General features: G+C 68.9%; 14 protein-coding genes. 12 read left to right on the forward strand and 2 right to left on the reverse strand.

Annotation, left to right across the window (positions count from 1 at the left end; translation table 11 throughout):
• The first annotated feature begins 5 nt into the window (after nucleotides 1-5).
• From ACQ5DX_RS28830 to ACQ5DX_RS28875, 10 genes are read left to right on the forward strand one after another with little or no spacing between them, the layout of a single operon-like run.
• Nucleotides 6-641, forward strand: a complete 636-nt coding sequence (locus ACQ5DX_RS28830) for a hypothetical protein (protein ID WP_430336157.1) — start codon at nucleotides 6-8, stop codon at nucleotides 639-641.
• Complete coding sequence (locus tag ACQ5DX_RS28835) at nucleotides 638-1,450, forward strand: hypothetical protein (protein ID WP_430336158.1); 813 nt, start codon at nucleotides 638-640, stop codon at nucleotides 1,448-1,450. The genes ACQ5DX_RS28830 and ACQ5DX_RS28835 overlap by 4 nt, the downstream gene beginning before the upstream one ends.
• Nucleotides 1,438-3,012 carry a hypothetical protein gene (locus tag ACQ5DX_RS28840; RefSeq protein WP_430336159.1) on the forward strand — a complete coding sequence of 525 codons (1,575 nt, stop codon included), beginning with the start codon at nucleotides 1,438-1,440 and terminating at the stop codon, nucleotides 3,010-3,012. Before ACQ5DX_RS28835 ends, ACQ5DX_RS28840 begins: the two co-directional genes overlap by 13 nt.
• A complete protein-coding gene (locus tag ACQ5DX_RS28845; RefSeq protein WP_430336160.1) occupies nucleotides 3,009-4,508 on the forward strand; it encodes an SCO6880 family protein in 1,500 nt (499 codons plus the stop codon). Before ACQ5DX_RS28840 ends, ACQ5DX_RS28845 begins: the two co-directional genes overlap by 4 nt.
• 13 nt (nucleotides 4,509-4,521) lie before the next feature.
• Nucleotides 4,522-6,252: an ATP/GTP-binding protein gene (locus ACQ5DX_RS28850; protein ID WP_430336161.1), complete on the forward strand. Its 1,731-nt coding sequence runs from the start codon at nucleotides 4,522-4,524 to the stop codon at nucleotides 6,250-6,252.
• Nucleotides 6,249-6,539: a transposase gene (locus ACQ5DX_RS28855; protein WP_430336162.1), complete on the forward strand. Its 291-nt coding sequence runs from the start codon at nucleotides 6,249-6,251 to the stop codon at nucleotides 6,537-6,539. The genes ACQ5DX_RS28850 and ACQ5DX_RS28855 overlap by 4 nt, the downstream gene beginning before the upstream one ends.
• Nucleotides 6,540-8,183 (forward strand): peptidoglycan DD-metalloendopeptidase family protein, encoded by a 1,644-nt coding sequence (locus ACQ5DX_RS28860; RefSeq protein WP_430336163.1) that lies wholly within the window; start codon nucleotides 6,540-6,542, stop codon nucleotides 8,181-8,183.
• Nucleotides 8,180-8,749: a hypothetical protein gene (locus tag ACQ5DX_RS28865; RefSeq protein WP_430336164.1), complete on the forward strand. Its 570-nt coding sequence runs from the start codon at nucleotides 8,180-8,182 to the stop codon at nucleotides 8,747-8,749. The genes ACQ5DX_RS28860 and ACQ5DX_RS28865 overlap by 4 nt, the downstream gene beginning before the upstream one ends.
• Nucleotides 8,746-10,728 carry a type IV secretory system conjugative DNA transfer family protein gene (locus ACQ5DX_RS28870; protein WP_430336165.1) on the forward strand — a complete coding sequence of 661 codons (1,983 nt, stop codon included), beginning with the start codon at nucleotides 8,746-8,748 and terminating at the stop codon, nucleotides 10,726-10,728. The genes ACQ5DX_RS28865 and ACQ5DX_RS28870 overlap by 4 nt, the downstream gene beginning before the upstream one ends.
• Nucleotides 10,725-11,417, forward strand: coding sequence for a DUF4913 domain-containing protein (locus tag ACQ5DX_RS28875; RefSeq protein ID WP_430336166.1), 693 nt, complete (start codon nucleotides 10,725-10,727; stop codon nucleotides 11,415-11,417). The genes ACQ5DX_RS28870 and ACQ5DX_RS28875 overlap by 4 nt, the downstream gene beginning before the upstream one ends.
• Before the next feature lie 515 nt (nucleotides 11,418-11,932).
• On the opposite strand, the gene ACQ5DX_RS28880 is transcribed toward ACQ5DX_RS28875, so the two are convergent.
• The gene (locus tag ACQ5DX_RS28880) at nucleotides 11,933-12,670 is read right to left on the reverse strand and encodes a hypothetical protein (protein ID WP_430336167.1); all 738 of its coding nucleotides are present in this window, start codon (nucleotides 12,668-12,670) and stop codon (nucleotides 11,933-11,935) included.
• A 26-nt stretch (nucleotides 12,671-12,696) separates the two neighbouring features.
• On the reverse strand, nucleotides 12,697-16,953 hold the full coding sequence (mobF, locus tag ACQ5DX_RS28885) for a MobF family relaxase (protein WP_430336339.1): 4,257 nt from the start codon (nucleotides 16,951-16,953) through the stop codon (nucleotides 12,697-12,699).
• A 179-nt stretch (nucleotides 16,954-17,132) separates the two neighbouring features.
• Here mobF and ACQ5DX_RS28890 point away from each other — a divergent pair, with 179 nt between their 5' ends.
• Nucleotides 17,133-17,645, forward strand: coding sequence for a hypothetical protein (locus ACQ5DX_RS28890; protein WP_430336168.1), 513 nt, complete (start codon nucleotides 17,133-17,135; stop codon nucleotides 17,643-17,645).
• 84 nt (nucleotides 17,646-17,729) lie between these two features.
• Nucleotides 17,730-18,218: an HNH endonuclease gene (locus ACQ5DX_RS28895; RefSeq protein ID WP_430336169.1), complete on the forward strand. Its 489-nt coding sequence runs from the start codon at nucleotides 17,730-17,732 to the stop codon at nucleotides 18,216-18,218.
• Nucleotides 18,219-18,492: the final 274 nt, after the last annotated feature.

The raw sequence follows: 18,492 nt of genomic DNA on the forward strand, positions 1-18,492 counted from the left end.
CGCTCATGTTCTCTTCCCGCCGCCAGACCGCAGCGACCATCCTCGCCGCCTGCGCCGTCGCCGGTTTCACCGCTGGTTGCGGCGGCGGCACCGACGACCCGGCCTCGGCAACCGCTGTCGACACCACGTCGGCTCCCGCCGATCTGCGGTGGGAGAACCTGTACGGCGTCCGCGTCCCCACCTCGAAGACGGCCGGGCCCACCTCCGGCGAGACCCAGATGGGCTACAGCCAGACCCCGCAGGGCGCCGTCGTGGCCGCGATCCGCGGCCAGGTCACCTTGGCGATGGCGTCCGACAACTCCTGGGGGAAGGCGGTTTCCTACATCACCGCCCCCGGCCCGGGGCGCGACGAGTTCGTCGCCAACCGGGCCGTGGTCTCCGTGACTGCGGGCGAGGTTCCCACAGGCCAGGCCCCGACGTTCGTCGGGTTCAAGGTCACCGACTACCAGTCCGGTGACCCGACCACCGCGGGCGTGCAGATCGCACAGCAGATCGGCAACCCGCCCGAGCTGTTCGCCTATCCCGTTGCCCTCCAGTGGATCGAGGGTGACTGGCGAATCGTGCTCCCCACTGCCGCCGAGGACATCGACGCCACCCTGCTCGACAACCTCGACGGATTCACCCTTCTGGAGGACAAGTGACCACCAAGACCAAACTCGCGATCGGTGCGGCCGCGCTCGCCCTGGTCATCGTCATCGCCGTGGTACTCGTCATCGTGACCGGCAAGGACGACGACACCACCACGGCTTCCCCGGCCGCTCCGACGTCGACCGCGTCGCAGCCGATGGCGAACAACGGGGCGGACGGCTTCTTCAATCCGTCCGCCGACCTGCTCGGCCGCAAGGTCATGCACCCGAACAACCCTGCAGGTCAGGCCCTTCCGCAGACCGCTCCGGGACCTCGCACCGAATGCGACCCGGCCGCCCCGGTCACCTCGCCCACCGGCGTGATGATCCAGACGACGTTCGACACCCCGAACCTGTTCTCGACCTCCGACGGTCCGACGAAGGTCGACGGCCTGCTCGCCCGCGGATACAGCCACTCCCCGCAAGGCGCGTCGCTGGCGGCCTACAACATCTGGCAGCGCTTCCAGCTCGGCGGCGACGTCGGCACCGCGGTGCTCAAGAACCAGGCGGTGGCCGATCCCGAGGTCATGAAGAAGTTCGACGAGCAGGGCATGTCCGAGACGAGCGTCAGCGCCGAGACCCGGAGGGTCACGCCGGCGCCCTCGGCGTTCCGCGTTCTGAGCTGCGACCCCGACTTCGTGGTCACCGAGTACGCAACCCGCTACTTCGGTGACGAGAACGGCCTGTTCCCCAACGAACGCTGGGCGACGTTCCGCTTCAACATGGTCTGGCAGGACGGGGACTGGAAGATGCAGTTCCTCAAGGGCGCTGCCTCGGCATCGGTCGTCGACAACCTGACGGGGTGGACGACATGGGCCTTCTGAGAAGACTGGTCACTCTGGCGTTGATCGTTGTGGCGCTCGCCGGCCTCGGCACGAGTGTCGCTGCCGCGCAGACCCGGCCGGATGTTCCGCCGCCGTCGCAGTCTCCCTCCCTCAACCTCGAGCAGACCGGCGAGGACGGGAACGACTTCCAGCAGTACTTCACCGAGTGCAAGGACGAAAACCGCGATAAGAGCCTGATGGAGAAGGTCGCTCCGGAGCCCAAGGGCTGGATGGAGCAGCTCTTCGGCGGCCCGAACGGCATTGGGGTCAGCCTCCTCGGCGACAACCTCGGCTGCTCGGCCAAGGGACTGTGGGAGCATCCGCTGGACGCGATCGGAACCGCATTCGGCAATACGGCATCGGCGTTCTGGGGCGATCCGGTCGGCAAGTTCGCCAATGCCGTGATCGAAGGCAACACGTCGGCTTTCGCCACGGTGATGACGTTCTGGATGTCGGTCCCGATTCCGTCGCTGACCGGCGGCGCAGCCGTCACCGGTATCCGCAACATGACCTTCGAGATTCAGCTGGTCGCTCTCGCGATCGGCATCGCCTTCGCGGCAATCAAACTGGCGGTGGCCCGCAAGCAGGCGGTCGCTGAAGGCGCGGACGAGACCGCGAAGATGCTCACCCGCACCATCTTCTCGATCTGGACCGCACCCGTGCTGGTCATCACGCTCCACCAACTCGGGGACTCGTTCTCGACGTGGGTGATCAATACCGCCTCCGGTGGTGACCTGGGCGGGAAGATCAACGCCATCGCGTGGATCGACGAGAAGACGGGCCTGGGCCCGGTCGTCTCGCTGGTGCTCGCCGGAATCGGCCTGTTGGGCTCGGTCGTTCAGCTCGTCGCCCTCCTGATCCGAGAGGCCGTTCTCGCGCTGGTCGTGGCGCTGTCGCCGATCGCCGCGGCGTCCTCCGCGACGGGCACGGGCCGACAGACCTGGTCGTCGATGATCGCGTTCACGATCGCCGCGCTGCTGTTCAAGCCGGTCGCGTCGCTGCTCTACGCGTTCGCGTTCTGGGCGGCGTCGAGCGATACCGCCGCTGACGCGGTGGTCGGTGCGGTGCTCCTCGCGGTCGCCGGGCTCGCGTTGCCGTCGCTGATGCGGGTGATTTCTCCTGCGGTGTCGACGATTTCCGCTGGTGGCGGGCAGGTCGCGGCAATGGCCGGCGCGACTGGCGCCATTGCAGGCGGCGGCGCCGCGATGCTCAGCAAGGCCGGCGGATCCGGTGGTGTCGCCGGGGCCGGCGGCAGCGGGGCCGGTGGCGGCGGTGGAGCCGGTGGCGGCGGCGGGCAGGGCGCTCCCGCGTCCGGCGCCAAGAACGGCTCCGCCTACGGCGGCCGCTACTCCGGGGGCAACAGCGGCGGCGGCAATGCCGGCGGCGCGAAGTCCGCGGGCATGGGCAGGGCCGCAGCCGCGGCCGGTGGTGCCGCGACCGGCGTCGGCGCCGTCGTGGCAGGTACCGCGAAGGCAATGCAGTCCGCAGGCCGCGGCCTGCAGCAAGCGTCGAGCTTCGCTGAGGGCGCGATCGGCAACTACCACGGGCAGGTACCGCGATGACCATCACCGAATCCCGCCCCGTCGAGCGCCCGCTCTACGCCCCGGGAACCTACCCGAAGAAGACCGGCTTCTTCGGATTGTCCCTGCGTGCATCGCTGTTCGGTGGTGTCGGCCTGGTCATCGTGATCCTGACGATGATGCTCGCCGGCATCCTCAGCGCCCTTGTCCTGGCGACCTTCTTCGCCCTACTCCTTGCGCCGATGGTGATCCGTCTCGAGCGCCGATCTCTCTACGAGGTGATGCAGTTGAAGCTCCAGTGGTGGAAGCGACGTGCCAGCGGATCGACCGTCTACCGGTCCGGCCCGAACTCGCGGGTGCCCGGCGGCCGCTACCGGCTGCCCGGCATCTTCGCCGCAACGACCCTGCACGTGGGAACGGACCGGCTCGGCAACGAGTTCGGGATGATCCACCGCCGTCGCGGCGACGAGTACACCGTGGTGTTCGAGTGCTACCCGGGCGGTGACGAGGCCCTCACGCAGCACGAGAAGGACCTCATGACCGCCGACTGGGGCGCCTACCTCGCCGGGCTCGGCCTGCCCGGCGACATCAAGGCCGCGACCGTGGTGATCGAGAACATCCCGGCCACGGGCCTGCGCCTGGCGCGTGAGGTCGAGCAGAACATCGGCCAGTCCCGCTCGGACATCGCCACGCAGGTGATGCGCGAGTCCGCGCTGCACTTCCCGTCGGGCAAGTCCCAGCAGCTCGCACGTCTGGCGATCACGTTCGAGGCCACCACGAAGGAGCGCCGGACCGATCCGGAGGAGATGGCCACCGAACTCGCCCGCCGCCTGCCGGCGCTGTACGAGGACCTGCTCGGTGCCGGTGTCGAGGCATCGCCGATGTCGGCCGCGCAGATCGTCGCGTTCGTGCACCGCAGCTACAACCCCAGCGCAGAAGGCGATTTCGAGGAACTCGACGTGCACGGCGAGGCGCACGGCCTGGACTGGGAGGACGCCGGCCCGGCGACCGCGGTGACGAAGTGGGACGCCTACCGGCACGACGGCGTCGAGTCGGTGGTGTGGGAGATGCAGTCTCCCCCGGACTCGGTGTTCCCCGACAGCGTCCTCAAGCCGCTGCTCGACCCGCACGACGAGCTGACCCGCAAGCGGCTGACCATGTTCTACCGACCCTTCACCGCAGGCGATGCCACGAAGAAGGTCGACCGCGAGTACAAGGACGCGCTCGTTGCCCTCAACCAGGGCAAGGCCGTGAAGTCCGCGGCCTCGGAGCTGCGCCTGCAGGCCACCGAACAGGCCCGCCACGAACAGGTTCGCGGCGCCGGTCTGGTCCGCTACTCGGCGCTGATGACCGTCACCTGCACCGCAGGCCAGGACGTCGCGACCGCGTCGGCGATCACCGAATCCCTCGCTGCCCGTGCGCGGCTGCGGCTGCGCCGCGCCTACGGCGAGCAGGACGCCGCGTTCGCCGCCGGCCTCGGTGCCGGTGTCCTGCTGTCGGATCACTCGTCCATGTCCAAGATCGCCCAGAACGGCTGAGGAAGAAGTCACCATGAGCTGGAACAACGAAGCAGGAAGCGGCACGGCCGCGGTCCTCGAGGGTGTGTCGGAGTACGACGACGCCGCGTTGGCGGCGCTCACGGCCGAGATCGAGGAAGGCGGCGCGGACGAGCCGCCGATGTTCTCGAAGAAGCGTCGGGCCCTGAACAAGTGGCGGCGCGAGAACCGGCGGACGGCCAAGCGCCTCGCCGACACCGGGGACCCGAAGTGGCGGCGGGCCTACAGCCTGTCGCCGCGCGGGTACACCGGCGCCGGGGCCGGGGCGATGGAGACGGTGCAGCCGCCGCTCGAGTACCAGGCCACCACGATGCACGCGTGCGGGCTCAACCCGTGGATGGTCGGCGCGACGGCGCCGCTGATCGGCACCCCGGTCGGCGTGCACCTCAACACCGGGGAGGCCGCCTGCTGCGACGTCCTCTCGTGGTTCGCCGAAGGGCTGATCTCGAACCCGTCCGCGTTCGTGCTCTCGCTTCCCGGCCTCGGGAAGTCGACGTTCATGCGAAAGATGGTCCTGGGCGCGTGCGCTCAGGGCCAGGTGCCGATCGTCGCCGGCGACATGAAGCCCGAGTACGTGGGCATCACGCAGGCGATGGGCGGGCAGGTCATCAGCCTCGGCCACGGCAAGGGCCACCTGAACCCGCTGGCTGCGGGCTCGCTCGGCTCCACCATCCCGATCCTCGAAGCCAACGCCGACACCCTCGCCGACGCCGGGAAGCTCGGTCTGATCGAGGAGACCAAGGAGCTGGTGCACTCGCGCCAGGTCACGATGGTCACCGCGCTGATCGAGCTGATCCGCCAGGCCCCGGTCGCGGACTTCGAGTACTCGCTCATCTCGGCCGGGCTGCGGGAGCTGCGCGAGCACGGCCGGTTCTCGTTCGACCGCCCGCCGCTGGTCCGCGACCTGGCCACGCAGATCGGTGCCGGGTCCGAGCGGCTTCGCGCCGTCGCGGCCGCCGACTCCGCCGACGAGTACACCGAGACGGTCAAGCCGCTGCGCCGGTCGATGGAGGCGCTGCTCGACGGCCCGCTCGGCGAGATTTTCGCCGACCACACCACCACGCCACTGGATCTGACCGCGACCGCGATCTGCATCGACGTCTCCGCGCTCACCCGCGGCGACAAGAAGCTCAAGGCCGCGGTCATGCTCTCGTGCTGGTCCGACGCCTACGGCGCGATGGAGGCGGCGCACCTGCTCGCCGACGCCGGGCTCGCCCCGCAGAAGTACTTCCTCGCGGTGCTCGACGAGCTGTGGCAGGTCCTCGGCGCGGGCGCGGGCATGGTCAACCGGATCGACGAGCTCACGCGCCTCAACCGCACCGACGGCACCGGGCTGCTGCAGATCACCCACACCGGCCGCGACCTCGAATCGCTGCCCAACGAGGTGGACGTGAAGATCGCCAAGGGGTTCATCGAGCGCGCGGGCATGGTGATCTGCGGCGGCCTGCCGGCCGGTGAGCTCGAACGACTCTCGGACGTCCTGCAGTTCACCCCGGCCGAGCGGGACATGATCACCTCCTGGTCGCGGGGTGCGCCGCTGCGCCGCCAGCGCCGCGGCCAGCGGCGCAAGCCGATGGGCCTGGGCAAGTTCATGGTCAAGATCTCGAAGGACGGTGCCCCGGGCATCCCGATCCAGACCATCCTGACCCCGACCGAGGACGAGCTGCGCCTGCACGACACGAACGTGCGTTTCGCGGAGCTGATCGACCGCCGGGCGTCGGCATGAGTCGCGGGTACACGGAGACGACCCGCAAGTGGGCGATCAAGACCTACAACGACACCCGCGACCAGTACCGGTCGCGGCTCGAATGCTGCACGCCGATCGCTGAGGCGCTCGGCGCGCACGTGAACACGGTCGTGCGCTGGATCAATGCCGAACTCGGTCGGCCGCGTGTGGTCACCGAAGAAGAACTGCCGCAGCGGCTGCGGGACCTCGAGGACGAGGTCCGGCGGCTGCGGCAGGCCAATCTCGAATTGACGGAGCAGCTCTCGCCCGCGTGGGGGGCCGTGTAGATGAAGAAGGGGGCTGCGCTCGTCGCCGCGCTCGTGACGTTCCTGGTGATGGTGACGATCTTCGTCAGCACCTCGGACGAGGACGGCGCGATCACACCGTGTGTGCCTAATGGCCCGTCCAGCGGTCTCGCGCAGGGCGTTCCGGCCGGATCGCTGTCCAAGCCGATGAAGAGCGGCGACGGCACGATCACCTCGGCCTGGCGCAGCCCTGACCGTCCCGGCCACCGCGGCATCGACATTGCCGGACCGGCCGGGACACCGATCTTCGCGATGGCCGATGGAGTCGTGCACGAAGCTGGACCCGCCACGGGATTCGGCCAGTGGATCGTGATCGACCACCAAATCAACGGCCAGCTCGTCTCGACCGTCTACGGGCACATGTTCGAGGACGGGGTGCTGGTCAAGACCGGCGGCCAGGTCAAGGCCGGCCAGCACATCGCCAACGAGGGCTACAACGGCGAGGTCAGCCCACCCGGCGCGGGTGGCGCGCACCTGCACTTCGAGGTGTGGGAAGGCGGCCGCCACACGGGCGGCGAGGATTCCGACCCGCTGCCGTACTACACCCGCGGCGTCGACCCGGGCAGCGGCTCGATCTCCGGGCCGTCGACGACCACCCCCGCGCCGTCGGCCCCCGCACCGGGCGCCGAGATGGCGGCACTGCCCGCCTCGGTTGGCTCCGAAGAGCATTGGCAGGTCGATGCCGTGCGCGTCGCCCGCGCCGTGCACGCGAAGTTCCCGCAGCTCACGACCATCGGCGGCTGGCGCCCGTCCGATCCGTACCCGGACCATCCGTCCGGGCGCGCGGTCGACATCATGATCCCCGACTACTCCTCCGACGAGGGCCGCAAGCTCGGCGACGGCGTCCGCGACTACCTGTGGACGCACCGCGACTACTTCCAGATCGACTACATGATCTGGCGGCAGGAATACATTCCCGCCCAGGGCAGCCCGAACACGATGGAAGACCGGGGCGATCCGACCCAGAACCACTACGACCACGTCCACGTCACGACCATCGGCCACGGCACCCCGACCGCAGGCCAGAGCTACGGGCCGGCCCCCGAGGTCAACGGATCGAGCGCTCCCCCGTCCGCATCCGGTTGTGTGACCGGCAAGCTCGGCGAGTCCGGCGGCGAGCTCGCCCCCGGCAGCGTCCCGCCCGAGTTCGAGAAGTGGCTGGTCATCAGCGCGAAGCAGTGCACCGAGGTCACCCCCGCGCTGCTCGCCTCGCAGCTCCAACAGGAATCCGGATTCCAGCCCGGCCAGGTCAGCAACAAGGGCGCATCGGGATATACGCAGTTCATGCCCGCGACCTGGGCGGCCTACGGGTATCCCGTCGACGAGCAGGGCAACAAGATCGGCCCGGCCGGTGCCGGTGACCCGAACTCGATCGGCGATGCCGTCATGGCCCAGGGCGCCTACGACTGCTACGTCGCTGACTACCTGCGCCCGAAGATCGCATCCGGGCAGGTCAAGGGCGACCCGATCGAGATGATGCTCGCCGGATACAACGCCGGACCCGGCGCCGTCGAGCAGTGGGGCGGAATGCCCCCCTACGCAGAAACCCAGGCGTACGTGCCCGACATCCTCGGCCGGATGCCGCAGTTCGACGCACAGTTCGCAGGAAAGGCAGCAGAGCGATGAGGACGAAGACGTTGTGGATGGCGATCGGCGTAGTCGTCGCCGCGCTGGTACTGATCGGCGGGGTCGTCCTGGTCCGGCAGGTGACCACCGATACGGTCGCCGGCACCAGCTCGGGCGAAGACAGCCACGCGCACATCGACCCACTCGCACCGCAGGGCGCGGAGCCGCAGGACGTGGCGCGCAACGCGATGTCGATGCTGTTCTCCTGGAAGCCCGCCCAGGACTCCTCGAGCTGGGACGCAATGAACCGGGCCCAGACCGCGGGCCTGCTCACCGGCCAGCTCGCCCAGGCCGCAGCCACCGCACCGACCCCGGCCCCGCAGCCGCCGAAGGAATGGGACGCCTGGGCGCGCAGCGGCGACACCGTCACCGCCGCGGCCACGATCCTCGACGGCACCAAGGTCAGCGGCAACACCGCGATCGCGCCGATCCAGATCAAGCAGATCGTGCTCCATCCCGGCGGACAGAGCACCCCGTACAAGACCCAGATCGCCGACGTCACCCTCGAACGCGGATCCGACGGAACGTGGCTGGCCTCGACCTACAAGATCAGGAGCGCACGATGAAGGCAGTATCGAAGCGCCCCGGCGCCAGCGCCCGCGGCGACGTCCTGTTCCTCGGCGCGATGGCCGTCGTGCTGTTCGCGCTCGGCCTGGTCATGCTCGCCTACCGGCTCGGCGGCGGAGCCGAACCGACATGGAACGCACCCGCTCTCGCGCTCGAACTCGCGCTCGGCCGCAGGTCGTGGCCGTCGGCCGCCACGTGGATCCTCATCGCCCTGGTGATCGCGGTGACCGCAGTGCTCGTCGCGGTGATGCTGTACTTCGCGAAGCGATCGGTGCGCAACGGCCCGCGCCGCGACGTCGACAAGGCCGCCGACACCATGACCCCGGTCCGCAAGGTCGACCTGGTCAACGAGAAGTGGTCCACCGGCCAGTCCAAGCGCCTCGCGCCGGGACTCGAACCGGCCCACCCCGCGTACCGCGGCATCCTCATGGGCCACACCGTCAAAGGCAATCTGCCAGTGCATATGCCGTGGGAGTGGGTCGCGGTCGTCATCGCCGGCGCCCGCATGGGCAAGACCGCCGCGATCGCGGTGCCCGCAGCCTGCTCGGCGCCCGGGCCGCTCGTGGCCACCTCGAACAAGCCCGACATCTACACCCACACCCGCTACACCCGCGAGCAGCTCGGCGGCATCTGGTTGTTCGACCTGCAGGGCGTGACGACCGGAGCGCGTGGCCGCGCCGAGTTCTTCTGGAACCCGCTGCGCCAGATCCACGACCTGCCCTCGGCGAAGAAGGTCGCCTCCTACTTCGTCGGCGCCTCGAAGGAAGACGGCGCCCGTGTCGACGCCTACTTCGACGGATCCGCCCAGGACCTGCTCGCCACCTACATGCTCGCGGCCGCGCTCGCGGGCGGTGACCTCATCCACGCCGTCGAGTGGATGGCCAACGACCAGTCGACCGTGCCGGCGAAGATCCTCGAGGCCAACGGCGAGAAGGCCGTCGCCCGAATGCTCTCGTCGAAGCAGAACGTCACCGAGCGCCAGCGCGACGGCTTCTTCGACATGGCACGCCGGTTCCTCGAATCGCTGGACTCCCAGCGCTACGCGCAGGCGATCCTGCCGAACCAGCGCGTGAACATCACCGTCGACGGCCAGGGCCGCGTCGTCGTCACCGCAGGCGAACACATCCACGACCTGCCCGAGTTCAAGCCGGAAGAGTTCGTCACCAGCACCGACTCGCTCTACGCCCTGTCGAAGGAAGGCCCGGACTCCGCGGCCGCGCTGACCACCGCGATCATCGGCCAGGTCCTCGACTGCGCCGAAGAGGCAGGCTCGCGCACCGGCACCGGCCGACTCGAGGTCCCCCTCGTCGCGGTCCTCGACGAGGCCGCGAACTGCTGCCGCCTGCAGGACCTGCCGAACAAGTACAGCCACTTCGGCTCTCGCGGCATCATCCCCATCACCATCCTGCAGTCGCCCTCGCAGGGCCGAAACGTGTGGGGACCAGGCAAGTTCCAGGCGATGCTCGACGCCTGCAACATGGTTTGGTACGGCGGCAACGTCACCGACAAGGAGTACCTGGGCTCGCTCTCCGAGCTGATCGGCGAGCACCACGTCCAGACCGAATCCTCCAGCCGCAGCGGCGGACTGTCCGGCGGCGGCGGATCCGTCTCGACGTCCTGGCAGACCGAACGCATCCTCAAGCCGGACGACCTCGCCGCCCTCCCCGGTGACCGGGCCGTCATCCAGCTCGCCGCGTCCAAGCCGCTGCTGCTGCGGAAGGCGTTCTGGGGCAACGGCCCCTACGCCGCCGAGATCGAACGATCCAAGGAACTCTACGAGGGCGGGAACACCCCCGCACCCGCGCCAGTGACCAGCACGAACACCGCACCGGTAGTGCCCGAAGTTCCCATAGTTCCACCGGCACCGGCACCGGCACCGGCCGCCGAGCCTGAGCCCGTCGTCGACGAGCTCGCTCTGCTGCTGCAGGACGACACCCTGTTCGACACCTCCACCGGACACGAGGAGACCCGACGATGATCGCCACGAACCCGAACCAGCTCGCGTGGGACGAAGGCCAAACCGAGGACGGCGCCGAGGACGACTTCGACACCGACGCCGCCCTCGACGAGATGTGGGCCAGCGAAGCCGCGGAAGCCGAATCCGACGGCGACACCGAGGAAGCCGAACCCGAGGACGAGGCCGAGACCGAGACCGAGGAAGCCGAATCCGACGGCGACACCGAGGAAGCCGAACCCCAGGACGAGCAGGACGAGGCCGAGGACGAGCAGGACGTCGTCGAGGACGGCGAGGCGGAGCCAGAGTTCACGCAGTACGACGAGCACGAGCCCGACGGTGAAGAGGAAGAGGAAGAGACGGTCGAGCCCCGGTTCGCGAACGTCTTCGAGTGGGTCGACGGCTTCTTCATCAAGGTGATCCGCCGCCGGATCAATCCCGACGCCGGCAAGGGACTGAGCTGGGACGAGCGCTGGTGGATGTACCCCGAGGTCGTCGGCCGACTCAAGGCCCTCCACCAAGCGTGGGAGAAGGCCCGCGCCGACAAAGACCCCGCAGCCATGTCGAACTGGTGGATCCACCACCTCGAACCGCACCTGCGCGTCATCCTCGACGGCGACACCGGGCCGATGTCCCACGCGCCGACCATGCACCCGTCGATGGGCAGCGCCGCCGTCCCCGCCGCCATTCGGGCAGCCCTGCTCGGCGAGTAGGAATAGCGCCGCGGCAACAATCAGCCCAGGCTCCCCCGCAGCAACCACTTATGTTGGATGCTTCGGCGGGGTGCCTGGGCTGATTGTTTGGCGATCTACCCGATCGGCTACATGCCGTAGAACGGGTTGTGCGGGTTGTTCAGCACGTCATTGATCCAAAGGCCAGTGCCTCCGACTACCAGAGCCAAGAATCCGAGTGCGAGCGAGCCGCCAACAGGTGAGCCGCCGTACGCGAAAAGGGAGCCGAGGGGCATTCAATCCTCCGATGAAGAGTGGAATAAGTCGGATCGAACCGTACATTCGTGACCGCGATCGTGGCCTGAAAACGGGCAAAAGGCTCCCAACCGGCACCGCTCAAGGCTGAATTAGCTGTCCAGGGTCCAGCGGCAACCGCCCTGCGCCTTCACGAACTGACCTGCTGTGGTTCCCTGCTCGGCGAGTAAGACTGCGCGACTCGGCCGCTGGTGGAGAACTCCGCCAACGGCCGAGCTCGTTCGAGATCGTTCTCGGGCCAATCAGACCGCGAGACCGGCGTCCGCCTCGAGTCCGGCCTCCACACCGACACCGGGCGCGCTGTCGTCGACTTCGGTGCCGGCCTGCGCGTTGAGCATGTCGGTGAGGTCGTGGGGGTGGCTCTCGTATGCGGCGGCGAGCGCGTCGAGGAGTTCGGGCGTCAGGCCCTCGATCCCGTCGACCCATGGGCTCGCTTCCACAGTTGCAGCGTCCGGTTCCTGCGTCGCCTCGGTGACGGACGGCTCGACGACGTCGTCGGCCGCTAACACATCCGCTGCGGCCGAATCGATCTCAACGGCAGGCGCGGCGAGTCCGTACTGCTCCCCCACGGCGGCGTCGATCGCGGCGGCCTCGGGCAGTGCTTCGTGGATCGCGTAGCCGATCGCGACGGCGACGGCCGCGTTCGTGAGCGCGTCGACGGCGGAGGGTCGCTGGTCGCGGGCGGGCTCGACCCGGTCGCGGTAGGTGGTCTCGAATCGCTCGGTGTGGCGTTCGACGACGCGGTTCAGTTGTTGGGTCTGCGGGGCGTCGGCGCCGTAGCGCTGTTGCGAGGCCGCGGCCGCGGCGACGGCCTGCACGAGGCCGCGTTCGCGTGGGGTAAGCCCGGACAGAACCTCGGCGACGGGGCGCGGCCGCGGAACCTTCTGGTTCTGCGCGCGCAACGTCGCGAACCTGCGCAGCAGGTCGTCGATGCGGTTGCGCATCAGGCGGATACTGCGCTGGTCGGCGGGTGAGGTCATCGCGATCTCCTTGTCTCGTGTGGTCTCTACAGCTCGTTCTCGGGGCCGGCGTCGCGGCGGGTGTCGGGCTCTGGCAGCTCGGGTCCGGATCCGCGGACGCGGTCGTTGCGGTCTGCCGTCGATGCGCTGCCGGTGCGCGGGCCAACGCCGCTCTTACGCAGAGCGCGTTCGGCGTCGATCGCGGCGAGGGTTTCCTCGTCGTGGCTCAGGACGCGGCCGAGTCGCTCCACGGTGCTGGTCGCGGTCGCGATGGCGGCCTCGTCCGTGGCGCTGTCGCGGGCAACGCGCTCGATCGACTCCTGCTGGTGGCGGGCAGCGAACTCGATTGCCCTCCACATCGACTCCGGCGGTGCGGTCGCGGCGAGACGGTCGACCTCGGCAGCGGCCCGCCCGACACGGTCCGCGCCCGCGAGCGGATTGCCCCGCAGCGCGTCCAGGCGCTCCCGGGCCGCCCGGACGTCGGCGATCTGCTGGGCCTGACGCATGTTCTCGGTGCGCTGGTCCTGTGCCGCCGTGGCGGTCGGGCGCGCGGTGAGGCGGGCGACGTCCTCCTCGGCGAGAGAGAGCAGGTGCCGGGTGTCGGCGATCCGCGCCCGCGCTGCGGTCCGCGCCGCTGCGAGGTCGCGAGCGTCCATCTGGGCGTAGACCTTCCGGTACTGCTCACCGGAGCCGATGGACTCGATCAGGCCGGCGAGGACACCGTCCTTCTTGAGCCCGCGCAGCGGTTCCGGGGCCTGCAGGTCGATGCCCTTCGCGAGACGGTGCGCGACGATCCGGGTGATGACCTGGTGGCGCATCGCGGCGCGGCGCGGGTCCTTGCCGGGGTCACCGATCGCGGCGACCCAGGTGGCGGGCTCGGCTTCGGCGGCGGCCGCGGCGGCGTGGACCTCGCCGCTCATCCGCTGTGCAATCTGGGCGACGAACGCATACGCATCGGCGTCGATGCCGTCGCCGTTCGACGGGACGGCGGGCACACCGAGCAGGCGCAGCTCGTCGGTGCGGGGCGGCAGCTTCTCGGCCTTGCGCGCTGCCTCGAGTCCTGCGGTAAGGACCTTCGCGGGCGTCTTGTCCTCGTCGTCGAAGCCCTTGGCGCGGCCCACCGCTCGCAGCTCGCCGACTGCGGCGTCGAGCAGGGCACGGGTGTCGAGGCGGTGCGATTCGCAGCGCGCGAACTCCTCGATGAAGCCGGTCCAGCCGTCGGTTCCGCTGACCGCCGCGAGCTGCTGCCCGGTGAGCGTCTCGGCGAGCATGGCCTGCGCCTTCTGCTCGTAGAGGCGTGTGACGGCATGCGTGTAGGTGGCGATCTGCTCGGGCATCGACCGCTCTTCGGCGGCTGCCTCCTCGATCTGCGCCAGCGCGGTCTTCTGCGATCCGTCGCGCTCGATGATCGACGCGAGGACGGCCATTGCGCCGGGGTGCTCGGTGGGCCGGTGCTCGAAGTCCCGGTCCGGCAGCTCGTCTGCGGCCGCGTAGACGACGTTGGCTTCCTTGCCTCGGGTGAGCGCGACGTAGAGCGACTGCCGGTTCATCGACGTGTCCGCCAGGACGCGGCAACGCTGGACGGTCATGCCCTGGCTGCGGTGCACGGTCGAGGCGTAGCCGAGCTGCACGCTGGCCTGGACGTAGTCGGCTGGGAGCCACACGGTGCCGCCGCTGGTGCGGTTCTCGAGCATGAGCGATCCGCTGTCGTCGACGGCGGTGACGGTCCACAGGTCGCCGTTCTTGATTCGGCCGGCCTTGCCCTTGCCGGTCGCGGTGACGGCGAACTTGCTGGTGTTCTTTCGGGTGACGACGACGTCGCCGACCGCGGCGCGCAGGCCGTCGGCGAGCTCGACTTCGCGGCCGGACACGGTGCCGTTGTCGCGGTAGAACATCGCGGCCTTCTCGTTGAGCTGGCGCACCAGCTCGTTCGTCGGCGCGACCATCAGCGCGACCTTGTCGTCGGCGATGTCGGCGACGTAGTCGGCGAACACCTCGTCAACCAGCTCGTGCTTCATCGCCTGCTTGATCCGCTTGTTGTCCTCGTACCAGGCCAGAACATCGGTGTCGCCGTCGCGCAGCGACAGGGTGATCTCGGCTTCCTCGGGGTTCTTGAAGCGGTGCACCTCGCGCAGGAACGGGGCGTCGGTGCGCTCGGCCAGATCGCGCAGCACGCCGCCGGATTCGACCGACGCGAGCTGCTGGTGGTCACCGAGAAGGCGGACGACGGCGCCGTGATCGAGCGCGATCTGGGTCAGCTCCGCGAGGTCACGGGCCGATGCCATTCCGGCCTCGTCGACGAGGAGAAGGTCACCGGCCGCGATGCCGGTGGGGACGCCGTGGCGGGCGCGGGTGAGTACGTCCGCGATCGTGCGGCCCTCGACGTCGAGTTCCTCGCCGAGCACCTCCGCCGCCCGCGCGGACGGGCCGAGAGCGATGACGGAAGCGCCCGTGGTTTCCCAGGATCGGGCGATCACTGCGGCCGCCGTGGTCTTGCCGGCACCGGCCGCACCGACTGCGACGGCGACGGTCTTCTGCGCGGTGAGGAAGTGCGAAATCATGGCGCGCTGGTCGTCGCCGAGACGATGCCCGGCGCTCTCTTCGGCCTCGACGATCTTCGCCTCGATGGTCTGCTCGTCGACTGTGAGAGTGCTCGCGAAGTCCGCGATGCGGCGCATGAATACTTCGGCCTCGAGCACCTTTGCGGAGGTGTACTTCAGTGCCGACTTGTCCTTGGTGTGCAGCCGCATGTGCATCGCGGACTCGCGCTCGGCGAGCAGCTCCGGGGCGCAATGCAGTTCGACGAACACCGGGCGGCACAGGTGATCGCGCACCGAGCTCGCGATCAGATCCGCCTCGGCGTCGAGGTGCTCGGAGGACTCGAACTGGTACTCGCGCAGCGCACGCTGGACCTCGGCGCGGATCGTGTACCCGGTCCAGGTTCCGGCCTTGCGCGACAGATCGTCCTCGATGCGTGCCGCGATTTCCTCGAACATCTGCGACTCGTAGCGGGGCCGTGAATCGCCTTCGCGGCCCAGTGAGGTCAGCGTCTCGATCGACTCGCTGACGCCGTCCGTCGCGAGCACAGCTGCTGCACGATCGGACCATTCGCGGCGCATCTCGGCCATCGACCGCGGCGGGTTCTTGTGGTTGCGGGTGTCGAGCGTCGCCTGCTGAGCGTGCGCGTACTGGACCTTCTTCGGCGGGTTCTTCCCGTAAGCGTCCTTGTACTCGGCAGCCAGTTCGGCCTGCCGGGTCTCGATCGCCTGGCGGCGGGAGAACTCCTCGATCAGCCCGAGCGGAACGCCCTCCACCTCGTAGACCGGCTGCTTGCCGGCAGGGGTGTCAGCGCGCGGGGCGAAGGTGACACCGAGACGCCGAGAGACCTCGTCGGCGATCTTCGTGTTGTACATCTCGGATGCCGACACCGCGGCCTGATAGAACAGTCGCCCGTCGATCGACGTCCACGATCCCTCCGCGAAAACGCGGTTCACCACGGCGCAGTGCGTGTGCAGGTTCGGGTCGCCAGCGCGGTTGTCCCAGTGGTCGAATCGCGCGATGAGCAGTCCGTCGGCCTTCACCTGGCGGACGCCTCCGGCACCCCGGCGCGTGTACGCGACCTGGTCCTCGATGTACTTCAGAGTCTCGTCGACGACCTTGCGGTGCGCGTCCTCGATCGCGGCCTTGACCTCTGGGGTGCCGAGTCCCCAGAGCACCGACACCGACTTCATCGGCGTGAACACCAGGTCGTAGCCGGCCACCGGCTGACGGGCCTTCGCGTACGACTCGGCGACGAACTTGTCGACGTCGGAGTCGGTCACCAACTCGGCACGCTCGGGCTTGTTCTGCCGCAGGATCGCTCGCGCGATCTCGCGCTTGAAGCCCAGAGCGACATCGGCCGGCGGGTACTCGCCGTGCTCGCGCTTGTGCTCCTGGCAGCGCTGTTCGACCAGCTCCAGCAGCGCGCCCGAACCCTCGAAGCGCGGGAACGCACGGCCCAGAGCGGTACGGCGGGAGATCTCGAACTCGTCGATCCCCTCGGCCTTGAGCTGCGCGCGCATCTCGTCGCGGTTCGGCATCCAGGCGCCGCCGAACGTCGCGATCATCTGCGCCTCAGTGACTTCCGAACCCACCTCGACGCCCGCCCGCTCGGCGAGCGCACCGTGCCATTGACCGGGCGGAGTGCCCTTGGCGTTGTAGTAGTCGTTGATCTTCGACTTCGTCGTCTCGGTCGCATCAGCGACGGCGACGTGCTTCGTCAGATACGTGTAACCATCACCCGCGGAGAGCTTGTGGATGGTCATCACGGGCGCCATTCTGCCATGCCGGGACGGCGGTTCCACTCATAGTGCAAGAGGTGTGTGGCGTTTTCATACTCGACCGCTGGTCGGGCATGAGTTCCGGCAGACCTGAACGGTCTGCCGGAACTCGGTGGGGCTTGTGTTAGCGCAGTCGAGCGCGAGCCTCGGTTTAGACTGCGGGCATGGTCTCCGATTCAGACAAGGCATCTCGCCGCTCCTCTCGTCCGCATTCCAGCCGCACCGTCGCCGACTACCGCCGGCGCCAAGCCGAGCGTCAGTCGCGCCTCGACGAACTCGTCGAGGCCGTGCTCGTGGCCGGCGAACACCGCGCCGGGGCTGACGCGAATCTCGACGGCGAGATCGCCAAGCTCGCAACCAAGCTCGACGACAAGATCGCGAAACTGCGCGCCGACCACGAGCAGAAAATCGAGCAGCTGAACCGTGCAAACGAGGCGCGTACCGCGGACCTCGACGAGCGTTGGGCGGCCGCGCTGGCCGAGCTGACCGACTTCGCCTCCATCGCCGAGGTCGCGTTCGCGCTCGATGTCAGTGAGCGACAGGTCAAGTCGTGGCTGAAGACCGCGGCCAGCGCGAAACCTTCCGCCGAGCCCGTGACTGGCGCTGTGGCGGAGTCCACTCCCGCAGTGTCGGCCGACCCGGGGCAGACCGCGGAACCGCTGCGCGAGACCGCCTAACGCGCAGTGGCCGGCGACCCGCTACCGCTGCCTGGCATGGGGAACCTCGCCTCGCCGTGTACTGCCACGCCTGCGCCTGCCGGTGTGGTGATACGCCGCCGGGAGTTCGACCACACACTGGCGCCGACCGCGGACACGATCGCCGCGTTCTGGTCGAAAGTCGTACGCTCGCCGACATGCTGGTACTGGACCGGCGCGATCAGCGCACCGGATGGCTACGGCCGCCTCAACTTCCAACGCGACGGAAGACAACGCACCGTCCTCGCGCACCGCTTCGCCATCGAACTCGAATTCGGGCCCCTTGGCGACGGCGTCGTGTGCGAGCACCGCTGCCACGAACCCCTGTGCGTTCGCGTCGACCCCGCACACCTCATCCGCTCCACCCAATCCGAGAACATCCGCTACGCCGTCGCCCTCGGCCGTCACGCCGGTGCCGCGCTTCTCGACGGCCAGGGCCGCACCCGATACGAACGCTCCCTCGCCATCCGGGAGGCTCTTTCCGGCGGCTACGACGAGACCCGGCTTCTCACCGCGAAACTCGATGCCGGCCGAGACCAAGACACGCTCTTCTGACCCGATGCATTACCACGGCCAGCTAAGAACAATGGAAGCGGAGCGCGACGGGATCGGATGCGGGAGGTAGGTCGGGTATGGCACTCGAGGCAGGGCGGGAGCGGTACTGCCACGGCGGTGGTTCGGGTGTATCAGTCCGATCCTCGAGTGAACGACGGAAGGTCCGGTCCTGGCGGGGCGGAGCCCGGGGAGCAGATTGCGGGTGTTCGAGGGCGAACGGCAGTGGGAGTGGGAATAGATGTCGGAGTGGGCCGAACATCGGATGCGGCTCCTG

It is taken from the genome of Rhodococcus sp. ACT016, from assembly GCF_050477185.1.
In the GTDB taxonomy this organism is placed as follows: Bacteria; Actinomycetota; Actinomycetes; order Mycobacteriales; family Mycobacteriaceae; genus Prescottella.

Bases quoted from the DNA above. Each gene is read 5' to 3' on its own strand.
- ACQ5DX_RS28875 (WP_430336166.1), top strand. From the start codon at position 10,725: ATGATCGCCACGAACCCGAACCAGCTCGCGTGGGACGAAGGCCAAACC.
- ACQ5DX_RS28840 (WP_430336159.1), top strand. From the start codon at position 1,438: ATGGGCCTTCTGAGAAGACTGGTCACTCTGGCGTTGATCGTTGTGGCG.
- ACQ5DX_RS28865 (WP_430336164.1), top strand. From the start codon at position 8,180: ATGAGGACGAAGACGTTGTGGATGGCGATCGGCGTAGTCGTCGCCGCG.
- ACQ5DX_RS28870 (WP_430336165.1), top strand. From the start codon at position 8,746: ATGAAGGCAGTATCGAAGCGCCCCGGCGCCAGCGCCCGCGGCGACGTC.
- ACQ5DX_RS28830 (WP_430336157.1), top strand. From the start codon at position 6: ATGTTCTCTTCCCGCCGCCAGACCGCAGCGACCATCCTCGCCGCCTGC.
- ACQ5DX_RS28860 (WP_430336163.1), top strand. From the start codon at position 6,540: ATGAAGAAGGGGGCTGCGCTCGTCGCCGCGCTCGTGACGTTCCTGGTG.
- ACQ5DX_RS28850 (WP_430336161.1), top strand. From the start codon at position 4,522: ATGAGCTGGAACAACGAAGCAGGAAGCGGCACGGCCGCGGTCCTCGAG.
- ACQ5DX_RS28855 (WP_430336162.1), top strand. From the start codon at position 6,249: ATGAGTCGCGGGTACACGGAGACGACCCGCAAGTGGGCGATCAAGACC.
- ACQ5DX_RS28880 (WP_430336167.1), bottom strand. From the start codon at position 12,670: ATGACCTCACCCGCCGACCAGCGCAGTATCCGCCTGATGCGCAACCGC.
- mobF (WP_430336339.1), bottom strand. From the start codon at position 16,953: ATGACCATCCACAAGCTCTCCGCGGGTGATGGTTACACGTATCTGACG.
- ACQ5DX_RS28890 (WP_430336168.1), top strand. From the start codon at position 17,133: ATGGTCTCCGATTCAGACAAGGCATCTCGCCGCTCCTCTCGTCCGCAT.
- ACQ5DX_RS28845 (WP_430336160.1), top strand. From the start codon at position 3,009: ATGACCATCACCGAATCCCGCCCCGTCGAGCGCCCGCTCTACGCCCCG.